At 67.4% G+C, this 16,398-nt stretch carries 14 protein-coding genes; 6 read left to right on the forward strand and 8 right to left on the reverse strand.

Going from position 1 to position 16,398, the window contains the following annotated elements; all coding sequences use genetic code 11:
* From AC1Q7F_RS24265 to AC1Q7F_RS24285, 5 genes are all read left to right on the forward strand, one after another.
* The coding region (locus AC1Q7F_RS24265) for a beta strand repeat-containing protein (protein WP_492511116.1) at positions 1-2,320 on the forward strand (2,320 nt) is incomplete at its 5' end.
* Between the two features lie 106 nt (positions 2,321-2,426).
* Positions 2,427-2,801, forward strand: coding sequence for a DUF2946 family protein (locus AC1Q7F_RS24270; RefSeq protein ID WP_492511117.1), 375 nt, complete (start codon positions 2,427-2,429; stop codon positions 2,799-2,801).
* Positions 2,802-2,889: 88 nt separating this feature from the next.
* Positions 2,890-5,181 (forward strand): TonB-dependent receptor, encoded by a 2,292-nt coding sequence (locus AC1Q7F_RS24275; RefSeq protein WP_492511118.1) that lies wholly within the window; start codon positions 2,890-2,892, stop codon positions 5,179-5,181.
* A 4-nt stretch (positions 5,182-5,185) separates the two neighbouring features.
* A complete protein-coding gene (locus tag AC1Q7F_RS24280) occupies positions 5,186-6,592 on the forward strand; it encodes a PepSY-associated TM helix domain-containing protein (protein ID WP_492511119.1) in 1,407 nt (468 codons plus the stop codon).
* A gap of 226 nt (positions 6,593-6,818) precedes the next feature.
* Complete coding sequence (locus tag AC1Q7F_RS24285) at positions 6,819-8,357, forward strand: ribonuclease J (RefSeq protein WP_492511120.1); 1,539 nt, start codon at positions 6,819-6,821, stop codon at positions 8,355-8,357.
* A 190-nt stretch (positions 8,358-8,547) separates the two neighbouring features.
* Here the strand turns inward: AC1Q7F_RS24285 and AC1Q7F_RS24290 are convergent, their stop codons facing one another.
* Entirely contained in the window at positions 8,548-9,438 is an 891-nt protein-coding gene (locus AC1Q7F_RS24290; RefSeq protein WP_492511121.1) for a DMT family transporter, read from the reverse strand.
* 87 nt (positions 9,439-9,525) lie between these two features.
* Between AC1Q7F_RS24290 and AC1Q7F_RS24295 the strand changes: the two genes are divergently transcribed.
* Positions 9,526-10,440 carry a LysR substrate-binding domain-containing protein gene (locus tag AC1Q7F_RS24295; RefSeq protein WP_492511122.1) on the forward strand — a complete coding sequence of 305 codons (915 nt, stop codon included), beginning with the start codon at positions 9,526-9,528 and terminating at the stop codon, positions 10,438-10,440.
* On the opposite strand, the gene AC1Q7F_RS24300 is transcribed toward AC1Q7F_RS24295, so the two are convergent.
* The 7 genes from AC1Q7F_RS24300 to AC1Q7F_RS24330 all read right to left on the reverse strand — a co-directional run bounded on the left by AC1Q7F_RS24300 (position 10,409) and on the right by AC1Q7F_RS24330 (position 16,378).
* Positions 10,409-11,215: an isocitrate lyase/PEP mutase family protein gene (locus AC1Q7F_RS24300; protein WP_492511123.1), complete on the reverse strand. Its 807-nt coding sequence runs from the start codon at positions 11,213-11,215 to the stop codon at positions 10,409-10,411. The two genes, AC1Q7F_RS24295 and AC1Q7F_RS24300, sit on opposite strands and share 32 nt — an antisense overlap.
* On the reverse strand, positions 11,212-12,273 hold the full coding sequence (locus tag AC1Q7F_RS24305) for a bifunctional transcriptional activator/DNA repair enzyme AdaA (RefSeq protein ID WP_492511124.1): 1,062 nt from the start codon (positions 12,271-12,273) through the stop codon (positions 11,212-11,214). The genes AC1Q7F_RS24300 and AC1Q7F_RS24305 overlap by 4 nt, the downstream gene beginning before the upstream one ends.
* A 57-nt stretch (positions 12,274-12,330) precedes the next feature.
* Positions 12,331-13,863 carry a hypothetical protein gene (locus AC1Q7F_RS24310; protein WP_492511125.1) on the reverse strand — a complete coding sequence of 511 codons (1,533 nt, stop codon included), beginning with the start codon at positions 13,861-13,863 and terminating at the stop codon, positions 12,331-12,333.
* Entirely contained in the window at positions 13,860-14,615 is a 756-nt protein-coding gene (locus AC1Q7F_RS24315; RefSeq protein ID WP_492511126.1) for an ABC transporter ATP-binding protein, read from the reverse strand. The genes AC1Q7F_RS24310 and AC1Q7F_RS24315 overlap by 4 nt, the downstream gene beginning before the upstream one ends.
* A 77-nt stretch (positions 14,616-14,692) precedes the next feature.
* Positions 14,693-15,076, reverse strand: coding sequence for a DUF6157 family protein (locus tag AC1Q7F_RS24320; RefSeq protein WP_492511127.1), 384 nt, complete (start codon positions 15,074-15,076; stop codon positions 14,693-14,695).
* A 106-nt stretch (positions 15,077-15,182) separates the two neighbouring features.
* Positions 15,183-15,662 carry a peptidylprolyl isomerase gene (locus AC1Q7F_RS24325; RefSeq protein ID WP_492511128.1) on the reverse strand — a complete coding sequence of 160 codons (480 nt, stop codon included), beginning with the start codon at positions 15,660-15,662 and terminating at the stop codon, positions 15,183-15,185.
* Between the two features lie 107 nt (positions 15,663-15,769).
* On the reverse strand, positions 15,770-16,378 hold the full coding sequence (locus AC1Q7F_RS24330; RefSeq protein ID WP_492511129.1) for a peptidylprolyl isomerase: 609 nt from the start codon (positions 16,376-16,378) through the stop codon (positions 15,770-15,772).
* Positions 16,379-16,398 lie beyond the last annotated feature (20 nt).

Consider the following 16,398-nt stretch of genomic DNA (forward strand, 5'->3'; position numbering starts at 1 on the left):
TTCCTATGCGCTGGTCGCGGATGCGGGTGCCGGCAAGGTCACCCTGGGCGGTCCCGTGGGCGCCACCCAGGCGCTGAAGCTGTTGTCGGCCGGTGGGTCCACCGTCACCCTGGGCGCCGTCACCACCACCGGCCTTCAGGATTATGCCGGTACGGTCACGCTGGCCGGCGATCTGGTCAGCACCACGGGCGGTTCCATCCGCCTGGGCGGCCCCGTCACCCTGGCGGGCGACAGCGCCATCGTCACCGCCGGCGCCGCCACTGACGATATCCGCATTACCGGCGCGGTGAACGGCGCCCACGGTCTGCTGGTCGATGCCGGCATCGGCAAGGTCACCCTGGACGGCGCCGTCGGCGCCGCCAGTGCCCTGAAACTGTTCTCCGCCGGCGGTTCCAGCGTCAGCCTGCGCGACGTGACGACGACAGGCCAGCAGGATTATGCCGGCGCCATCACCCTGAACGGCAATCTGGTCAGCACCCTGGGCGGCACCATCCGCCTGGCCGGTCCCGTCACTCTGGCCGGCAACAGCGCCATCGTCACTGCCGGTGCCGCCACCGATGATATCCGCATCCAGGGCGCTGTCGATGGCGCTTACGCCCTGGTGGCCGATGCCGGCCGCGGCCGGGTGCTGCTGGGCGGCCCCGTCGGTGCCACCCGCGCCCTGACCCTGCTGTCCGTCGGTGGTGCCAGCCTGACCCTGGGCAATGTCACCACCAGCGGTGCCCAGGATTATGCCGGTGCCGTCACCCTGAACGGCAATCTGGTCAGCACCAATGGCGGTACCATCCGCATCGCCGGTACCACGCAGCTGACGGGCAATAGCGCCATCGTCACCGCCGGTGCTGCCACCGATGATATCCGCATCTCCGGCCCCGTCGATGGCGCTTACGCCCTGGTGCTGGATGCCGGCACGGCCCGTGTTGACCTGGCCGGCGCCGTGGGGGCCAGCCGCGCCCTGTCCAGCTTCGCGGCCGGCGGCGGCATCCTGTCGCTGCGCGGCGTCACCACGTCGGGCCTGCAGGATTATGCCGGCGCCCTGACCCTGTCAGGCGATCTGGTCTCCACCCTGGGGGGGGCCATCCGCGTCGCCGGCCCCGTCACCCTGGCCGGCGACAGCGCCATCGTCACCGCCGGTGCTGCCACCGATGACATCCGCATCAGTGGCCCCGTCAATGGTGCCTACGCCCTGGTCGTCGATGCCGGTGCCGGCAAGGCCGATCTGGCCGGTGCGGTGGGCGGCACAACGGCCCTCAAACTGCTGTCCGTCGGCGGTTCCACCGTCGCCCTGCGCGGCGTCCGGACCACGGGCCAGCAGGATTACGCCGGCACCATCACCCTGAATGGCGACCTGACCAGCCTCACCGGTGGCGCCATCCGTCTGGGCGGCCCCGTCACCCTGGCCGCTGACAGCATGATCACCACGGCCGGTTCGGCCACCGACAATGTCGTGGTCACCGGTGCCGTCACCGGCCCCTATCGCCTGACCGTGCGGGCCGGCACCGGTGCCGTCGGCCTGGGTAGTGCCGTCACCGGCCTGACGGGCCTGGATGTGGCCGGCGGCACGGTGGCCCTGGCCGCGCCGGTCAGCGTCACCAATGCCCTGATCGCCAGCGCCACCCGCCTGACCACCGGTACCCTGTCCGCGGCAACCGTCACTCTTGCCGGGACGGATGCGCTGACCGCCGGTGCCATCACTGCCAGCCAGGATGTTCGCGTCACGGCTGGCAAGGGCGCCACCCTGGCCGCTATCACCGGTCGCAACGCCACGGTGACGGCCGGCGACGCGCTGACCACCGGTGCCGTCACCACCACCCAGGACACCACCGTGACCGGCACCAAGGCCGTGACCCTGGGTGCTGTCACCGCCCGCAACCTGACCGCCACCGCCGGCACCAGCCTGACCCTGGCCGGCATGACGGGGGAGGGGGCGGTGCTGAGCGCCGCCACGCGGATCGCGTCCACCGGCACGCTCAGCCTGTCGCGCAGCCTGGTGCTGGAAACGGCGGGCACGGCCACCGGCCTGGATGTGCGGGCGGGCGCGCTGACCTATCGCGGCACGGGCCGTTTCGCCGCGTCCGGTACCGTGGCGGGCGTGTCAGGCACCGATGCCGCCGACCTGATCAGGATCGACGGTCCGCGTTCGGGCACCTACCTGTTCACCGACCGGCCGGTCTTCGGCGTGGCCACACTGGTGGAACGCCACCGGCTGGATATTCCGCAGGCCGATACGGTACCGGCGGATGCGGGTGATGTCCGCTCCGCGCCCTTGGTCCTGGACCCGGCCCTGGTAAAGGATGATCTGATCAGCTTTGCGGATTGATCGGGGCAACCCCCGGTCGTTCGGTCGCAGCAACTGGGCATTGACCCCGACCCCGCTTGGGATCATTAAAACAACCATGACCGGGGCAATTCTTTCTCGACCAGCGATGTTGGCGCGGTGTCTGGCACCGTGGCTGCTGCTGCTCGCCCTGCTTTTGCGCGGCATGATCCCCGGCGGCTACATGCCGAACATCGATCCGGACAATGGCAAGGGCTGGCTGGTCATCTGTACCGGCGCCGGTTCCTCCCTGATCCAGGCTGATGGCGGGGACGCGGACGCCCCCGCCGATACCGGCCATCCGGGACTGTGCCCCTTCATGGCCATGGGTCTGCTGGGCCCCGTTTTGCTGCTGCTGGCCCTGCTGCTGCCGGTGCGGCGCGATGGCCGCGCCTTGCGAGCCTTTGCGGTGCCGCTACGCCGCCGCCTCTGGGCCGGCGCGCCTCTGGGCGCGCGCGCGCCGCCAATGTCCTGGGCCGTCTGACACCTTTTCATCCCAGGATCATTCCCGATATGGCGCCGCCCGCTGGAGACCTTCGTGCTCGCGGGTCCGGCCGCCGGAGGATTTTGCAGTGCCCCGCACGTATTTTCGCGCCCGCAGCCTGGCTTCGGTCGCGCTGATCGCCCTTTCCACACCCGCCGTCGCCCAGGAAATCCAGGTGGCCGATGCCGCCCCGGTGCAGGAGGTGATTGTCATCGGCCAGCGTGACGCCCCCATCACCATCGTCCCGCGCGGTCTGTCCGTCTCGCTAGGGGCGGAACAGTTCGCGGCCATCAATGCCGTGAATGTCGAAGACCTGATGAAATACGCGCCGAATTTCTTCGTGCGCAAACGCTTCATCGGCGATGCCAACGCCGTTCCCGGCTTCCGCGGCACCCATTCCACGCAATCGGCCCGCTCGCTGGTGCTGGTGGATGGTTTCGTGGTGACCAACCTGCTCGGCAACAGCTTCGGCTTCCCCCCGAAATGGGGTGTGGTCGGGCCGGGCGAGGTGCAGCAGTTCGATATCGTCTATGGCCCCTATTCCTCCCGCTATCCCGGCAATTCCATGGGCGGCATCATCTCCATCACCACCAAGCCGCCCCAGGAAGGGCTGGAGAGCTTCGCCACCGCCCAATATTTCATCCAGCCCTACAAGCAATACGGCACTGATCGCAATTTCGACGGTTACACGGGCGAGGCGGGGTTCGGCTGGAAACAGAAGGATGGGCCGTGGAGCGCGCGCCTGTCCTATCGGCGGCTGCAGAATGACGGCCATCCCCAGCAATTCTATCAGCTGACCCCGGCCACGGGCACGGCGGCATCGACGGTGGTGACCGGCGCCGTGAATGATCCGGGCCTGATCACCAAGGCGCCGGTATCCGGTGCCTATTCGGTGGAAGACACGACCCAGGATCAACTGCGCGGCCGCATCGGCTATGATTTCGGCGATGGCTGGAACGCCTCGCTGCTGGCCGTGCTGTGGACCAGTGAGTATGATGGCACCACCCCGACGACCTATCTGCGTGACGCCGCCGGCAACCCGGTCTTCACCGGCCGGGTGAGCGTGGATGGCAAGCAATATACCATGCCCGCCATCAACCTCTCCGTGACCGAGCGCCGGGAGATCCTGGGCGGGGCGAAGCTGGAAGGCCCCATCGGCGACTGGCAGGCCACCTTGAACCTGTCGCGCTTCGTGATCGATAAGCAGCGGGCCCGCGCCTCCACCGGCTATGTGAACGGCATCAACAGCGGGGCCGGCACCGACACCCGCCAGGGCGATGCCGGCTGGTGGTCCGGTGACGGTCAGCTGGAGCGCACCTTGGGCGACCATGAACTGGCCGTCGGCTTCAACAGCTCGCTCTATGAGACCGACCAGACCATCTATGGTGTCACCAACTGGCGCACGGGTGCCACGCCCACCTTCACCACCCGTACCAGTGGCCGCACCAGCCAGATCGGCGCCTTTATCGACGATGCCTGGCAGGTGATGCCGGGCGTGAAGCTGACCGGCGGTGTGCGCGTCGATCAATGGCGGGCCTTTGACGGGCGCATCGGCACACGGGTGTCGGGCAGCCCGAAATACCAATCCTATACCGACCGCAAGGAGACGGCGTTCAACCCGTCCGTCGGCATCCAGGCCGATCTGCCGGACGATTGGGTCGGTCAGTTGAGCTTGGCCACCGCCACCCGCTTCCCCACGGTGGGGGAGCTGTTCCAGGGTAAACTGGACGGCAATAGCAATTTCGACATCAACAGCTTCGATCCCAATCTGAAGCCTGAGAAATCCCGCGACGCCAACCTGATGCTGCGCCGGGCCTTTGAAACCTTCCGTTTCACGGGCAGCGTCTTCTATCAGCGGGTGGAGGATGCGATCTTCAGCCAGCAGGGCTTCAACCAGTTCGGTGTCGTCACCTCGTCGTTCAAGAATATTGATGTCGTGCGCCAGTGGGGCGTGGAGGGGATTATCGAAGCCTCGGATGTCGGCGGCATCGACGGGCTGAATGTCGATTTCAACGCCGCCTGGATCGATGCCCAGACCGTGCGCAACCTGTCGGTGCCGGCGTCGGAGGGCGTGCAGTTCCCGCGCATCCCCAAATGGCGCCTGAACGGCAATGCCCGTTATCGCTTCGCCGATGATTGGCAGGTCTCCACCGGCTGGCGTTATGCCTCGCGCCCCAACACCAACCTGGAAGGGACGCAGCGCGGCGATACCTATGGCTATACGTCGGAACTGATGATCTTCGATGCCAAACTGTCCTGGGACATGACGCAAGAAACCCAGCTCAGCATCGGTGTCGATAATATCGGCAATGACAAGGCCTGGGTCTTCCATCCCTATCCGCAACGCACCTTCACGCTTGAACTGAAATGGAAGGGCTGACGCCATGACGGACCTGTCGATCAAGGCCCCGAGCAGCGCCGGAACGGGCAAGTCTTCCGGCGCCGCCGGAAAGGGCTGGCTGGATTATCGCACGATCTGGCGCTGGCATTTCTATGCCGGCCTGTTCTGCGTGCCCTTCATCGTGGCCCTGGCCCTGTCCGGTGCGCTCTATCTGTTCAAGCCGCAGGTGGAGGCCCTGATCGACAGGCCCTATGACAGCCTGACACTGACCGGCCCGGCGGCCGACGCCAACGCGCAGGCCTTGGCGGCGGTACAGGCCGTGCCGGGCGCGGCCTTGAAAACCTATATCCTGCCCGTGGCGGCGGATGACGCGGTCCGCGTGCTGGTCCGCGACGGGCAGGGGGAGATGTGGCGGGTCTATGTCCATCCCCAGACCCTGGACATCCTCCACAAGATCCGGGAGGAAGACCGGCTGATGAACCAGATCAAGACCTTCCATGGCGAATTGCTGATGGGGGACCGGGGGTCGTGGCTGGTGGAACTGGCGGCCTGCTGGGGTATCGTCATGGTGGTCAGCGGGCTTTATCTCTGGTGGCCGCGTGAGCGGTCCGGCTGGGCGGGGGTGCTCTACCCCCGCCTGTCGGCCGGTGGGCGCACCTTCTGGCGTGATCTGCATGCCGTGGTCGGGCTGTGGATCTCCTTCCTGGCCCTGTTCCTGCTGCTGACCGGCCTGCCCTGGGCCACCGTCTGGGGCGGGGCATTCAAGGCGGTGCGGCAGGCGACGGGCACCGCCGCCGTCAAACAGGACTGGACCACCAGCCGCAGCGCCGAACGCGCCGCCCATGACGCGCATGAACATGATGAAGACGCGCCCATGGACCATGGCGGCCTGTCGATGGCGGACATGATGGTCGGGGCCGCCACCCTGTCCGACGTGGTGGCCCGCATCACGCCCCTGAGCCTGCCGGCGCCCGTACATGTGAACATGCCCGCCAAGCCCGGTGGTCCCTGGGCCGTGCGTTCCATGACCGCCAACCGGCCGCAGCGTGTTTCCATCGACCTGGATGGTGCCACGGGCGAGTTGCTGCGGCGGGAGGAGTTCGCCGACCGCCATGTCATTGACCGCGTCGTGGGCGTCGGCATCGCCGCCCATGAGGGGCAGTTGTTCGGCCCCTTCAATCAGTTCCTGGGCGTCGCCGCTGCCCTGGGCTTGGTGCTGCTGTCGGTCAGCGGTGTGGTGATGTGGTGGATACGCCGTCCCGCCCGCCATCTGGGCGCCCCGCCGCCCCTGCGCATCAAGGGCAGCCCGGCGGTGATGGGGATGATCCTGCTGGCCTTCGCCCTGTTCCTGCCGCTCCTGGGCCTGTCGGTGATCATCGTGGCGCTGATCGACCTGGCCCTGCTGCGCAACTGGCAGGCGGGGCGTCGATGGTTAGGTTTGCGTAATTAATACCAGATCCCGGTGAGTGCAACTTATCGGAATCTGGTACGGCGGCGACTGCCGCCGCGCCGCTCGTGCGGCGTGAAGCCAAGGGCGCGGATGCGCCCGCCCGGCTTTTGAGGGAACTGCCAACCGATCCAGCGCGCATTTGCATATATTCGCCAATCAAATGCCATGCCTGCCCTGCGTGCAGCACCTTTGACAGGGGTGCTGCGATGCGGGATAAAGGCGGTGCATGAAAGAGACTGATTTCGACGCTTTGCATGAAAGCGCCACCGCGTTCCCCCGCATCGGGGCTGGCGCGGACATGGACCGGGCGGATGCTACGGTCATCCCCTTCCACCGTTATACCGATTTCGACCGCCGCTGGCCCGTGCCGGGGCTGGGCGAAGTGCTGGTCGTGCCGCTGGGCGGCCTGGGCCGCATCGGCATGAACTGGACCCTCTATGGCCATGACGGCGCCTGGGTCCTGGTCGATGCCGGCATCGCCTTCCCCGATCAGGGGGTTGAGGACGTTGATTGCGTCATTCCCCATCCGGCCTTCTTGGCCCCCATCCGCGACCGGTTGCTGGCGCTTGTCGTCACCCACGCGCATGAGGACCATATCGGCGCCATCGACCGGCTGTGGCCGCAGGGCGTGGATTGCCCGATCTGGGCCACGCCATTCGCGACCAAGATGATCGCCCGCCGCCTGGATGAAGCCGGCGTGCTGGACAAGGTGACGCTGAATACCTACCCGGTGGGCGGGTCGTTCAACATTGGGCCCTTCGGCTTCCGCACCATCCGCATGACCCATTCGATCCCGGAGCCGGTGGCGCTGGCCATCGACACCGAAGCCGGCACGATCCTGCATACGGGCGACTGGAAGTTCGATCCGGAGCCCGGCATCGGCCTGCCCACCGATATCGACGCCCTGCGCAAGCTGGGGGACGAGGGCGTGCTGGCCATGCTGTGCGACAGCACCAATGCCCACAAGGACATGCCGCAAACGTCGGAAGCGCAGGTCCGCCGCGCCTTTGACAAGCTGTTCGCCAGCCGCAAGGGCCAGATCGCCATCTGCTGCTTTGCCACCAATGTGGCGCGCGTGGCCTCGGCCATTTCCGCCGCGGAGGCCGCGGGCCGCCATGTGGCGCTGGCCGGCCGCTCCATGCGCAACAGCGAGGAGACGGCGCGTGACCTGGGCCTGCTGGACCATGTGCCCGTGCCCCTGGCCGAACCCGCCCACCTGAAGGGTCTGGACCGGAACAAGATCGCCCTGATCTGCACGGGCGGGCAGGGTGAGGAAAAGGCCGCATTGGCCAAGCTGGCGCGCGGTGAACGCCGCTTCCCGCCGTTCGGCGCTGGTGACACCGTTGTTCTGTCGGCCCGCGTCATTCCCGGCAATGAGGAATCGGTGGAAAAGGTTGTCTCCAAGCTGCGCGCACGCGGCGTGGAGGTGCTGATGGGGACCGAGCTGATGGGGGGCGAGCCGCTGCACGTCTCCGGCCATCCCGGCGCCAATGAGCTGCGTGAACTCTATGCCCTGGTCCGCCCGCGCATCGCCCTGCCGGTCCATGGCACGGAAATGCATCTGGAGGCCCATGCCCGCCTGGCCCGCGCCGCCGGCTGCCAGTCCGCCATCATGGCGGAGGAGGCGGAGGTGATCCGCCTGTCCGACGGTGGCTCCCGCGTCCTGGGCCGCGTCACCGCCCCGCTGCTGTCGCTGCAAAGCGACCCCCGCGGCGACCGCGTGACCTATGATCCCGGTAAGGTGCTGGTCGCCGGACAGGTGTAAGACCCGTCAGATAAGCATTCTCCCGTCATCCCGGCGAAAGCCGGGACCCAGGGGCGACAGGACCAAACCTCTACGCTGCTTGGATCAAAGCTGCCGACAGGTTGGGCATTTGGCCCCTGGGTCCCGGCTTGCGCCGGGATGACGGAAGAGAGGTACATTATTCAATTGCGACGGAATGTGCTGTCCTCACTCACCCCCGCCCCTTGGTATTGACCAGCGCCACCCCGCCCAGTGCCAGCACCCCGCCGGCAAGCGTCGTCCAGACGGGCAACTCGCCCGTCAGCGGCACGGCCACGGCCGAGGCGACGACGGGCACCATATAGAGAAAGTTCGACCCGCGCGCCGCGCCGAAATGGCCCAGCGCATAGGTCCAGGCGGCATAGCCGATGGCGGCGGGGAACAGCGCCAGGAACAGCAGGGCCGCCTGCACCGGCGCCGCGGCCACCAGAAACTGCCGCACACCCTCGCCCAGCCAGGGCGACAGCCACAGGGCACCGGTCAGCAGCGTCAGGGCCGACGATGGCAGCGCCCCGTACCGCCCCACCAGCGGCCGTTGCAGCACGAAATAGGTGGCCGTACACACGGCGGCCCCCAGCAGCAGGCTGGCCCCGCTGCCCAGGCGCAATCCCCCCGGCTGGCCCGATGCGATCAGGCCGACGCCCGCCATGCTGATCCCCATGCCCACCCAGGCCCAGCGCCGGAACCGCTCCTTCAGGAACAGGGTGGCGAAGATCACGGTCAGCACAGGGGCGACATTGACGATGAAACTGGCCGCCCCCGCCGATACCGTCTTTTGCCCGGTATTCAGCAGCATATTGTACAGCGCGATGCCGATGCCGCCACAGGCCGCGAAGCGCATCGCGTCCAGCCCGCGCGGCAGCGCCGGCCGCTTCCACAGCAGGAAACCCAGCACCAGCAGCCCGGCCAGCGCGAAGCGCAAGGCCGCCAGCGGCAGCGGGTCCATGCCGCCCAATGCCACGCGAATGGCGGGAAAGGCGCTGCCCCAGCTGGTCACCGTGACCAACACGGCCAGGGCCGGCAGCAGGCTGGGGCGGGGCGTTTCGCTACAGATGGCGGTCATGATGGGTCCGTGGATGGGGCTCAGGGGTCAAGCATGCCCCATCGCCAGCTGTTGACATAGCGCACTGATGGGGTCACAGCTGTACGTATGACGCACAGCTTGTCCCTGCCGCCGCTGGAAAGCCTGACCGCCGTGCTGGCGGCCGGGCGCACCGGGTCCTTCTCCGCCGCCGCCTTGGAACTGGGCGTCACCCATGCCGCCATCAGCCGCCGGGTACAGGCGGCGGAGGCCTGGCTGGGGGTGGCCCTGTTCGAACGCCACGGCCGCGGCGTGCGCACCACGCCCGATGGCGACCGGTTCATTGCGCGGGTGGGGGAGGCGTTCACCATGATCGCCCGCTCGGGTGACCAGTGGCGGCACAGGCGGGGGACGGAGATCGTGCGCCTGTCCATCCTGCCAGCCTTCGCCAAGCTCTGGCTGTTCCGGGCGCTGGACCAGTTGCAGGATGCGCATCTGCGCTTCGACATGGTTGTGGAACATCGCCTGGCCGACCTGGACAAGGGCGAGGTGGACATCGCCGTGCGCTGCGGCAACGGCCAATGGACGGGCGTCAACAGCACGCCCTTGTTTCGGGAGATGGTCTATCCGGTCGCCGCCCCCGCCCTGGCCGCCCGGCTGGGTCGTGATGCCGCTGTGCCGGCCATCCTGGCCGAAACCCTGGTGCATGACAGCACTGTCACCTCCTGGCGGGCCTGGCTGGCGGCGCAGGGCGTGGCCTATAGCAAGCCGCGCCCGCAGGATATCAGGTTCGAGGATTACGATACCGTCCTGGCGGCGCTGGAGGTGGGGCTGGGCATCGGCATGCTGCGCTCGCCCCTGGGCGATCCCTGGGTGGCCGATGGGCGGCTGGTGCCGGTCAATCCGCTGTGGGTGCCCAACCCCTATCTCTATCATTTGGTCACCCGCACCGGCACCCCGCGCCCCGCCGTGGCCGAGGCGCGGGACCGCATGCTGGCGCTGGCCGCCCGGTTCACCCCTGTGGCGCCACCATCAGCGCGTTGACCTGACCATAGGGCATGACATCGGCGCAGATCGGATCGGAAATCCCGTCCGCCAGGAACGAACCCGACAGCGACGCCACCCGGCCCCAGACATGTTCGGCCAGGGCCGATCCCGCCGACAGCCGCTTGACCCCCAGCCGGCCCAGTTCCGCCGCCGGCAGCAGCCCGGGCCGGGCCATCACATTCAACGGCAGGTCAACATTGTCCGATATATGTTTGATTTCCATAGGATCGGTCACGCCGGCCGGGAACAGGCCGGACGCCCCTGCCGCTGCATAGATCGCCCCGCGCTGCACCACCTCCGCCGCCCTTTCCCCCGCCGGGGCCAGCCCGCGCAAGTAAACATCGGTGCGGGCATTGATGAACAGGCCCGGCCCCACGGCGGCGCGGATGGCCCGAATCTTTGCAGCCAGCAATTCCGGCGTGCCGGCTCCATCCTCAATATTCACGCCGACAACGCCGGTATCCACGATGCGCCGTGCCAGATCGGCCACGGCGGCGGGATCGTCGCTGTATCCGGCCTCCATATCAATGCTGACCGGCAGGTCCGGCACCACCCGCACGATATTGGCGGCGGCATGCAGCAGCAGATCGGCCGGAAGCTTGTTGCCATCCGCCACGCCCAATGCCCAGGCCAGCCCGGCGCTGGTGGTGGCGATGGCCTTGGCGCCTAAGCTGCGCATCATGCGGGCACTGCCGCCGTCCCAGACATTGCAGAGGATCAGGGGGCTGTCACCCTTGTGCAGGGCGTGGAAGGTGGAGAATCTGTCGCTCATGATGCCTTTTCCAGAAAAAGCGGGATGTCGGGAAGGTTCAGGTGGCGGCGCGCATAGGCCCCCCAGGGATGCCATCGTCGTTCCCCCTGATCAATCGGGTCCGGCCCGTCCCAGGGCGCCGGTACGCGCCGTCCGGGTCGGTCGGCCACCAGCGGGGCCAGCGCCGGGTCCTGGGCCAGATGCGCGTTGATCGTGGCCATGTCCGCCGACAGGTCGAAACGCCGCCGCAGCCGGGTGGCGATACCCGATAGGGATGTGATGTCGCCCGTGCGGATCACGGCCTTCAGCGCATCCTGACCGGCCAGGGCCGTGACCATCACCTCGCCATCCGTCAGCACCCGGTGCCAGACCCCGTCCACCACCCGTTCCGCCGGGTCCGCCTGTGCTGCGATGGCGTCCAGCAGGTCCGCCCAATCCAGCGGCGGGCGATAGCGCAGGCGCAGCACCACGCCGTCCAGGGCCACGCTGCCCGCCGCCTTGTCGGATGCCAGCGCCTGACGCCGCAACTCCCGCGGCGCCCGGCCATACAGCGACTGGAACGTCTCGTTGAAGCGCCGGATGCTGCCGAACCCCGCCGCCAGCGCCACCTCGGCCATGGGCAGCGCCGTCTCGTGCAGCAGCTGCTTGGCGAACAGCACGCGCCGCGTCTGCGCCACGGCGATGGGGCTGGCGCCCAGATGCTGCTTGAACAGCCGGCGCAACTGCCGCTCGCCTAAGCCCAGCCGCAAGGCCAGCGCATCGACGGAGCTATCCTCCCCGTCCAGCGCCCCCTCGGCAATCAGGGCCAGCCCGCGCGACACGGTGTTGGACGTGCCGCGCCACACGGCCAGGTCGGGTGCCGCCTCCGGCCGGCAGCGCAGACAGGGCCGGAACCCCGCCTCCTGCGCCGACGCGGCCGTAGGGTGAAACCGGCAATTCTCCGCCTTGGGCGTGCGTGCCGGACAGATGGGCCGGCAATAGATGCCGGTGGTCAGCACCGCTGTGAAGAACCGCCCGTCAAAGCGGGCGTCCCTGGTCTCAACGGCGCGGTAGCAGGCGATGGGGTCGAGCGTTTCCATGGGCCCGATCCTGCCATGGACGGGGCTTCACGGCTCGCGGTTTTCGGACACGGACGATCATTCCACAGCCCGCTTCGGCAGCAGCACCCCCGCCAGTCCCCCCGCCACCAGCACCATCAGCAGCGGTACCGCCCACACCGGTGCGGCGAATTTCAGCAGCAGCCAGCCCAGCCCGGTCAGGGCAAAGCCCAGCAGCATCTCCCCGAACAGGGCAATGATATTGCTCTGATAGCGTTTCTGGAATGCCTTTCGCCCGCCCAGCACCGGCCCCTGCCGCATATCCATCAGCAAGTACAGCGTCACCGACAGCAACATGACCAGCCACAGGATCAGCGCCGACCAGGGCGTGGCGGTCGCCACGTAAAGGCACGCGACCGTCGCCGGCACGATGGCCGGCAAGGCAGCGGCCAGCAGCCGGTCGCGCAGCATCCGCCGTGCCGGTACGGGTGCCGTGCCCAGCAGGTCGGGCGCATCCTCCCCCGCAAAGGCCAGCCAGACCAGGGCGCCGGCCAGCAGGCCGGCCACCGGCACCACGCCCATCCAGCCAAACGCCATCACCTCTCCCGACGCGGTGGTGATGGATTTGCCCAGGCTGGGCAGGGCGATGGGGGCGGCGACCAGCAGGATGGAACAGACCTGGGTCAACAGGCTGGGATCGCGCAGGATCAGGCGCCATTCCTTCCACAGCACCGTTCCGGTCACGCCCCGCACCGCCATGGCCAGAGGGCCGGTATCGGCGCCGGCCTTGCGGCGCGGCGTGGCGTCGGTCCCGGCGGCGGCATTGATCGAGCGGACGAAGGCCGGGCCCAGGCGCATGGTGACCAGCGCGAACCCGCCGATGGATAGGATCAGCAGGATCAGCAGCGGCAGCGGCTCGCCGGTGATGGCGGCCCCCAGCCAGCGCAGCGGTTCCAGCGCTGGATTGTCGCTCATGTCGGCCAGGGCCTGGAAATTCCGTCTCTGCGTGGCCTTGTCGGCGGTGCTGTTCATGTTGGGGATCTGGGCGGCCAGGGCGGCACCGATGCCGATCACCCCGCCCATCACCTGCGCCACCGTCCGCGCCCGGCGCGCGCCGACGATCCTGACCAGGGCCAGCACCAGCAGGAAGGACAGGGTGACGGACAGCAGGCAAAGCGCCGGCAGGGTGACATAGCCCACCAGCCAGCGCACCGATCCCACGATGGCGCCGGGATTCATGAAGCAGGCGGCCATGGTCAGGCTGCCCACCATCACCGTCAGCCCCACGGCCAGCAGCCGCACCGGCAATATCGTGCCGGGCTTCAGCGGGGAGGACAGCAGCAGGTCCAGATCGCCGCGTGTATAGATGGCATTGACGGTCAATTGCAGCGATGCCGCCAGCATGATGGCGGCGGCGAACATGCCCATGCTGCCGAAGATCAGCTGTATACCCTCATCCGTCACTTTCAGCTTGGACAGTCCATAGATCGACAGGAAACCGATCCCGTGCATGAACAGCACGCCGACGATCAGCAAGGCCCAGGCCCAGGGCCCCGTCTTCTTGGTGCGGAACGCCAGCCGCAGCTCATGCCGCAGCAGCCAGGGCAGGCTGCCCGGTGCCATCAGGCTCATGCCGCCACCGCCTTGCCCGACACCAGGTCCAGGAACAGCTCCTCCAGCGATGCGCCGTCGCGCCCATGGCGCTGGCGCAGCTCCGACAGCGTGCCTTCCGCCAGCAGCCTGCCATGCTGGATGATGCCGATCCGGTCGACCAGCCGTTCCGCCACCTCCATGATATGGGTGGTCAGGATGATGGTGCAGCCGGCCCGCGCCTTCTCCGCCAACAGATCCTTCACCTGCCGGGCGATGGCGGCGTCCAGCCCGGTCAAGGGCTCGTCCAGGATCAGCAGGCGCGGATCATGGATCAGGGCGCCGGCCAGTGCTGCCTTCTGCTTCATCCCGCGTGAGAAGCCTTCGCACCGCTCATGGCGATGCTCATGCAGTTCCAGCCGGGTCAGCAATTCGTCGGCCCGGTCGGCCGCCGTGCGCGCATCGATGCCCCACAGCCCGGCCACGAATTCCAGATATTCGATGGGTGTCAGCTTGTCATACAGCATCGGCTCGTCCGGCAACCAGGCCACCTGCCGCTTGGCGGCCACCGGGTCGGTCGCATTGTCGATGCCGAACACCCTGATGTCGCCGGCACTGGGCGTCAGCAGCCCCACCACCATCTTCAGCGTCGTGGTCTTGCCGGCACCGTTGGGCCCCAGCAGCCCATAGAATTCCCCCGGCCGGATGCTCAGATCGATGCCTTTTACCGCCTCCTTCTCACCATAGGATTTGCGCAATCCGCGGATTTCCAGGGCGGGGGCGGTGTCGTTCATGGGATGCCAACCGGGGTAATGCCGAAGGGAAGCTATAGTTAACAATATTCCCGAACAGACAGAAGCCTTGATGCTTCCTATCCCCGCGAACTGCGCATCCCCGGCCGCTTTTGTACCACCGGATCGGCCAGCAGGCCGGCATAGGCCTCACTTTCCATGGCGACCAGCGCTACGCGCTCATGGGCGTCATGGTGCAGGCCGTACCCTTGCTTCTTGACCAGCGGAGAGGCGCGCAGGCAGGCCTGGGCCTTGGCGAAAAAGGTTTCCGCCGTGACCGGCTCCTTGCGTTCATTCTCCACCGCCAGCAGCAGCGCGTCGGAGGTCAGCTGATAGGGATTCTGGCTCAGCAGGGCGAATTGCCGGTGAGCGATTGTGCCGGGCTTGGCGGGTGGGGTGCCGACGCTCACCGGGCAATCTGCCGACACGGTGATCAGAGTGTTGTGATAGTTGGTGCTGTGCATCCCGGTTCCCCCCGCATCGCCGTTGAACCGTCAGCATAGCAAAACGCCGCCGTGGATTCTTCCACGGCGGCGTTCCGTACCTCAACCCAAACCTGAAAAATCGGGCTTACGCGGCGTCCATGTCGGCGGCGACGGACAGCTTGATGATCCGGTCGGGGTCCTTGACCTCGCCATTGCGACCGGCGCCGCGCTTGATGGCGTCCACATGCTCCATCCCGTCCGTCACCTTGCCCCAGGCCGTATACTGGCCGTCCAGGAAGCGGGCATCGGCAAAGCAGATGAAGAACTGGCTGTCGGCGCTGTTCGGGTTGGCGGCGCGCGCCATGGAGCAGGTGCCGCGCACATGCGGTTCGCGCGAGAATTCCTGCGGCAGGTTCTGGCCGGAACCGCCCATGCCGTTGCCATCGGGGCAGCCGCCCTGGGCCATGAAGCCCTCGATGACGCGATGGAAGGTCAGGCCGTCATAGAATCCCTCGCGCGCCAGCTCCTTGATGCGGGCAACGTGCTTGGGCGCCAGATCCGGGCGCAGCTGGATGGTGACGCGGCCGCCGGCCAGGTCGAGATACAGGGTGTTTTCCAGGTCCATTTCAATCATCCTTCGCGCCGGTTGCCCCGGCTCTCGGTTGCATGCCGATCCGCACCATAGCGATATGTCGCCGGTATGTGAACAGGGGGGAGGGGATGGCCCACCTGCTATTTCGGGGGAGGTTGCGGCTTGTTTAAGGGGGCGGTCGCCGCCGGTTTGGATGGGCGGGGCGGGTCGGACTGCACGCGGATACTGATGATCCGGTCCGCGTCCTTCACCCAGCCATCCTTGGCCTTGTCGCCGGATTTCAGCTTGTCGATCAACTCGATGCCTTTCACGACATGGCCCCACAGCGTGTAATTGCCGTCCAGCGTGGGTTCCTGCGACCGCATCAGGATGAAGAACTGGCTGTCGCCACTGTTGCGGTTCAGGCCGCGTGCCATGGACACCGATCCGCGCACATGCGGTTCCTTGCTGGGCTCCAGTTCCAGCCAGCGGCCGGTGCCGCCCCTTCCCGTGCCGCTGCGGTCGCCGGCCTGGGCGATATAGCCGGCCACGACGCGATGGAACGGCACGCCATCATAGAATCCGCGCCGCACCAGCTGCTTGATCCGCGCCACATGGATGGGGGCCAGATCGGGACGCATCTGGATGATGACCGTTCCCGTCTTCAACTCCATGACCAGCGTGTCATCGGGATTGGCCGGCGGCCGTGCCGCCCCGGCCATCGGCACGGCCAGGAACAGGCAGAACAGGATCAGAAGGCGTGAAAGCATGGGCGGTATCATCTCTACCT

Source organism: Niveispirillum sp. GW835-FHT14G11 (assembly GCF_058793615.1).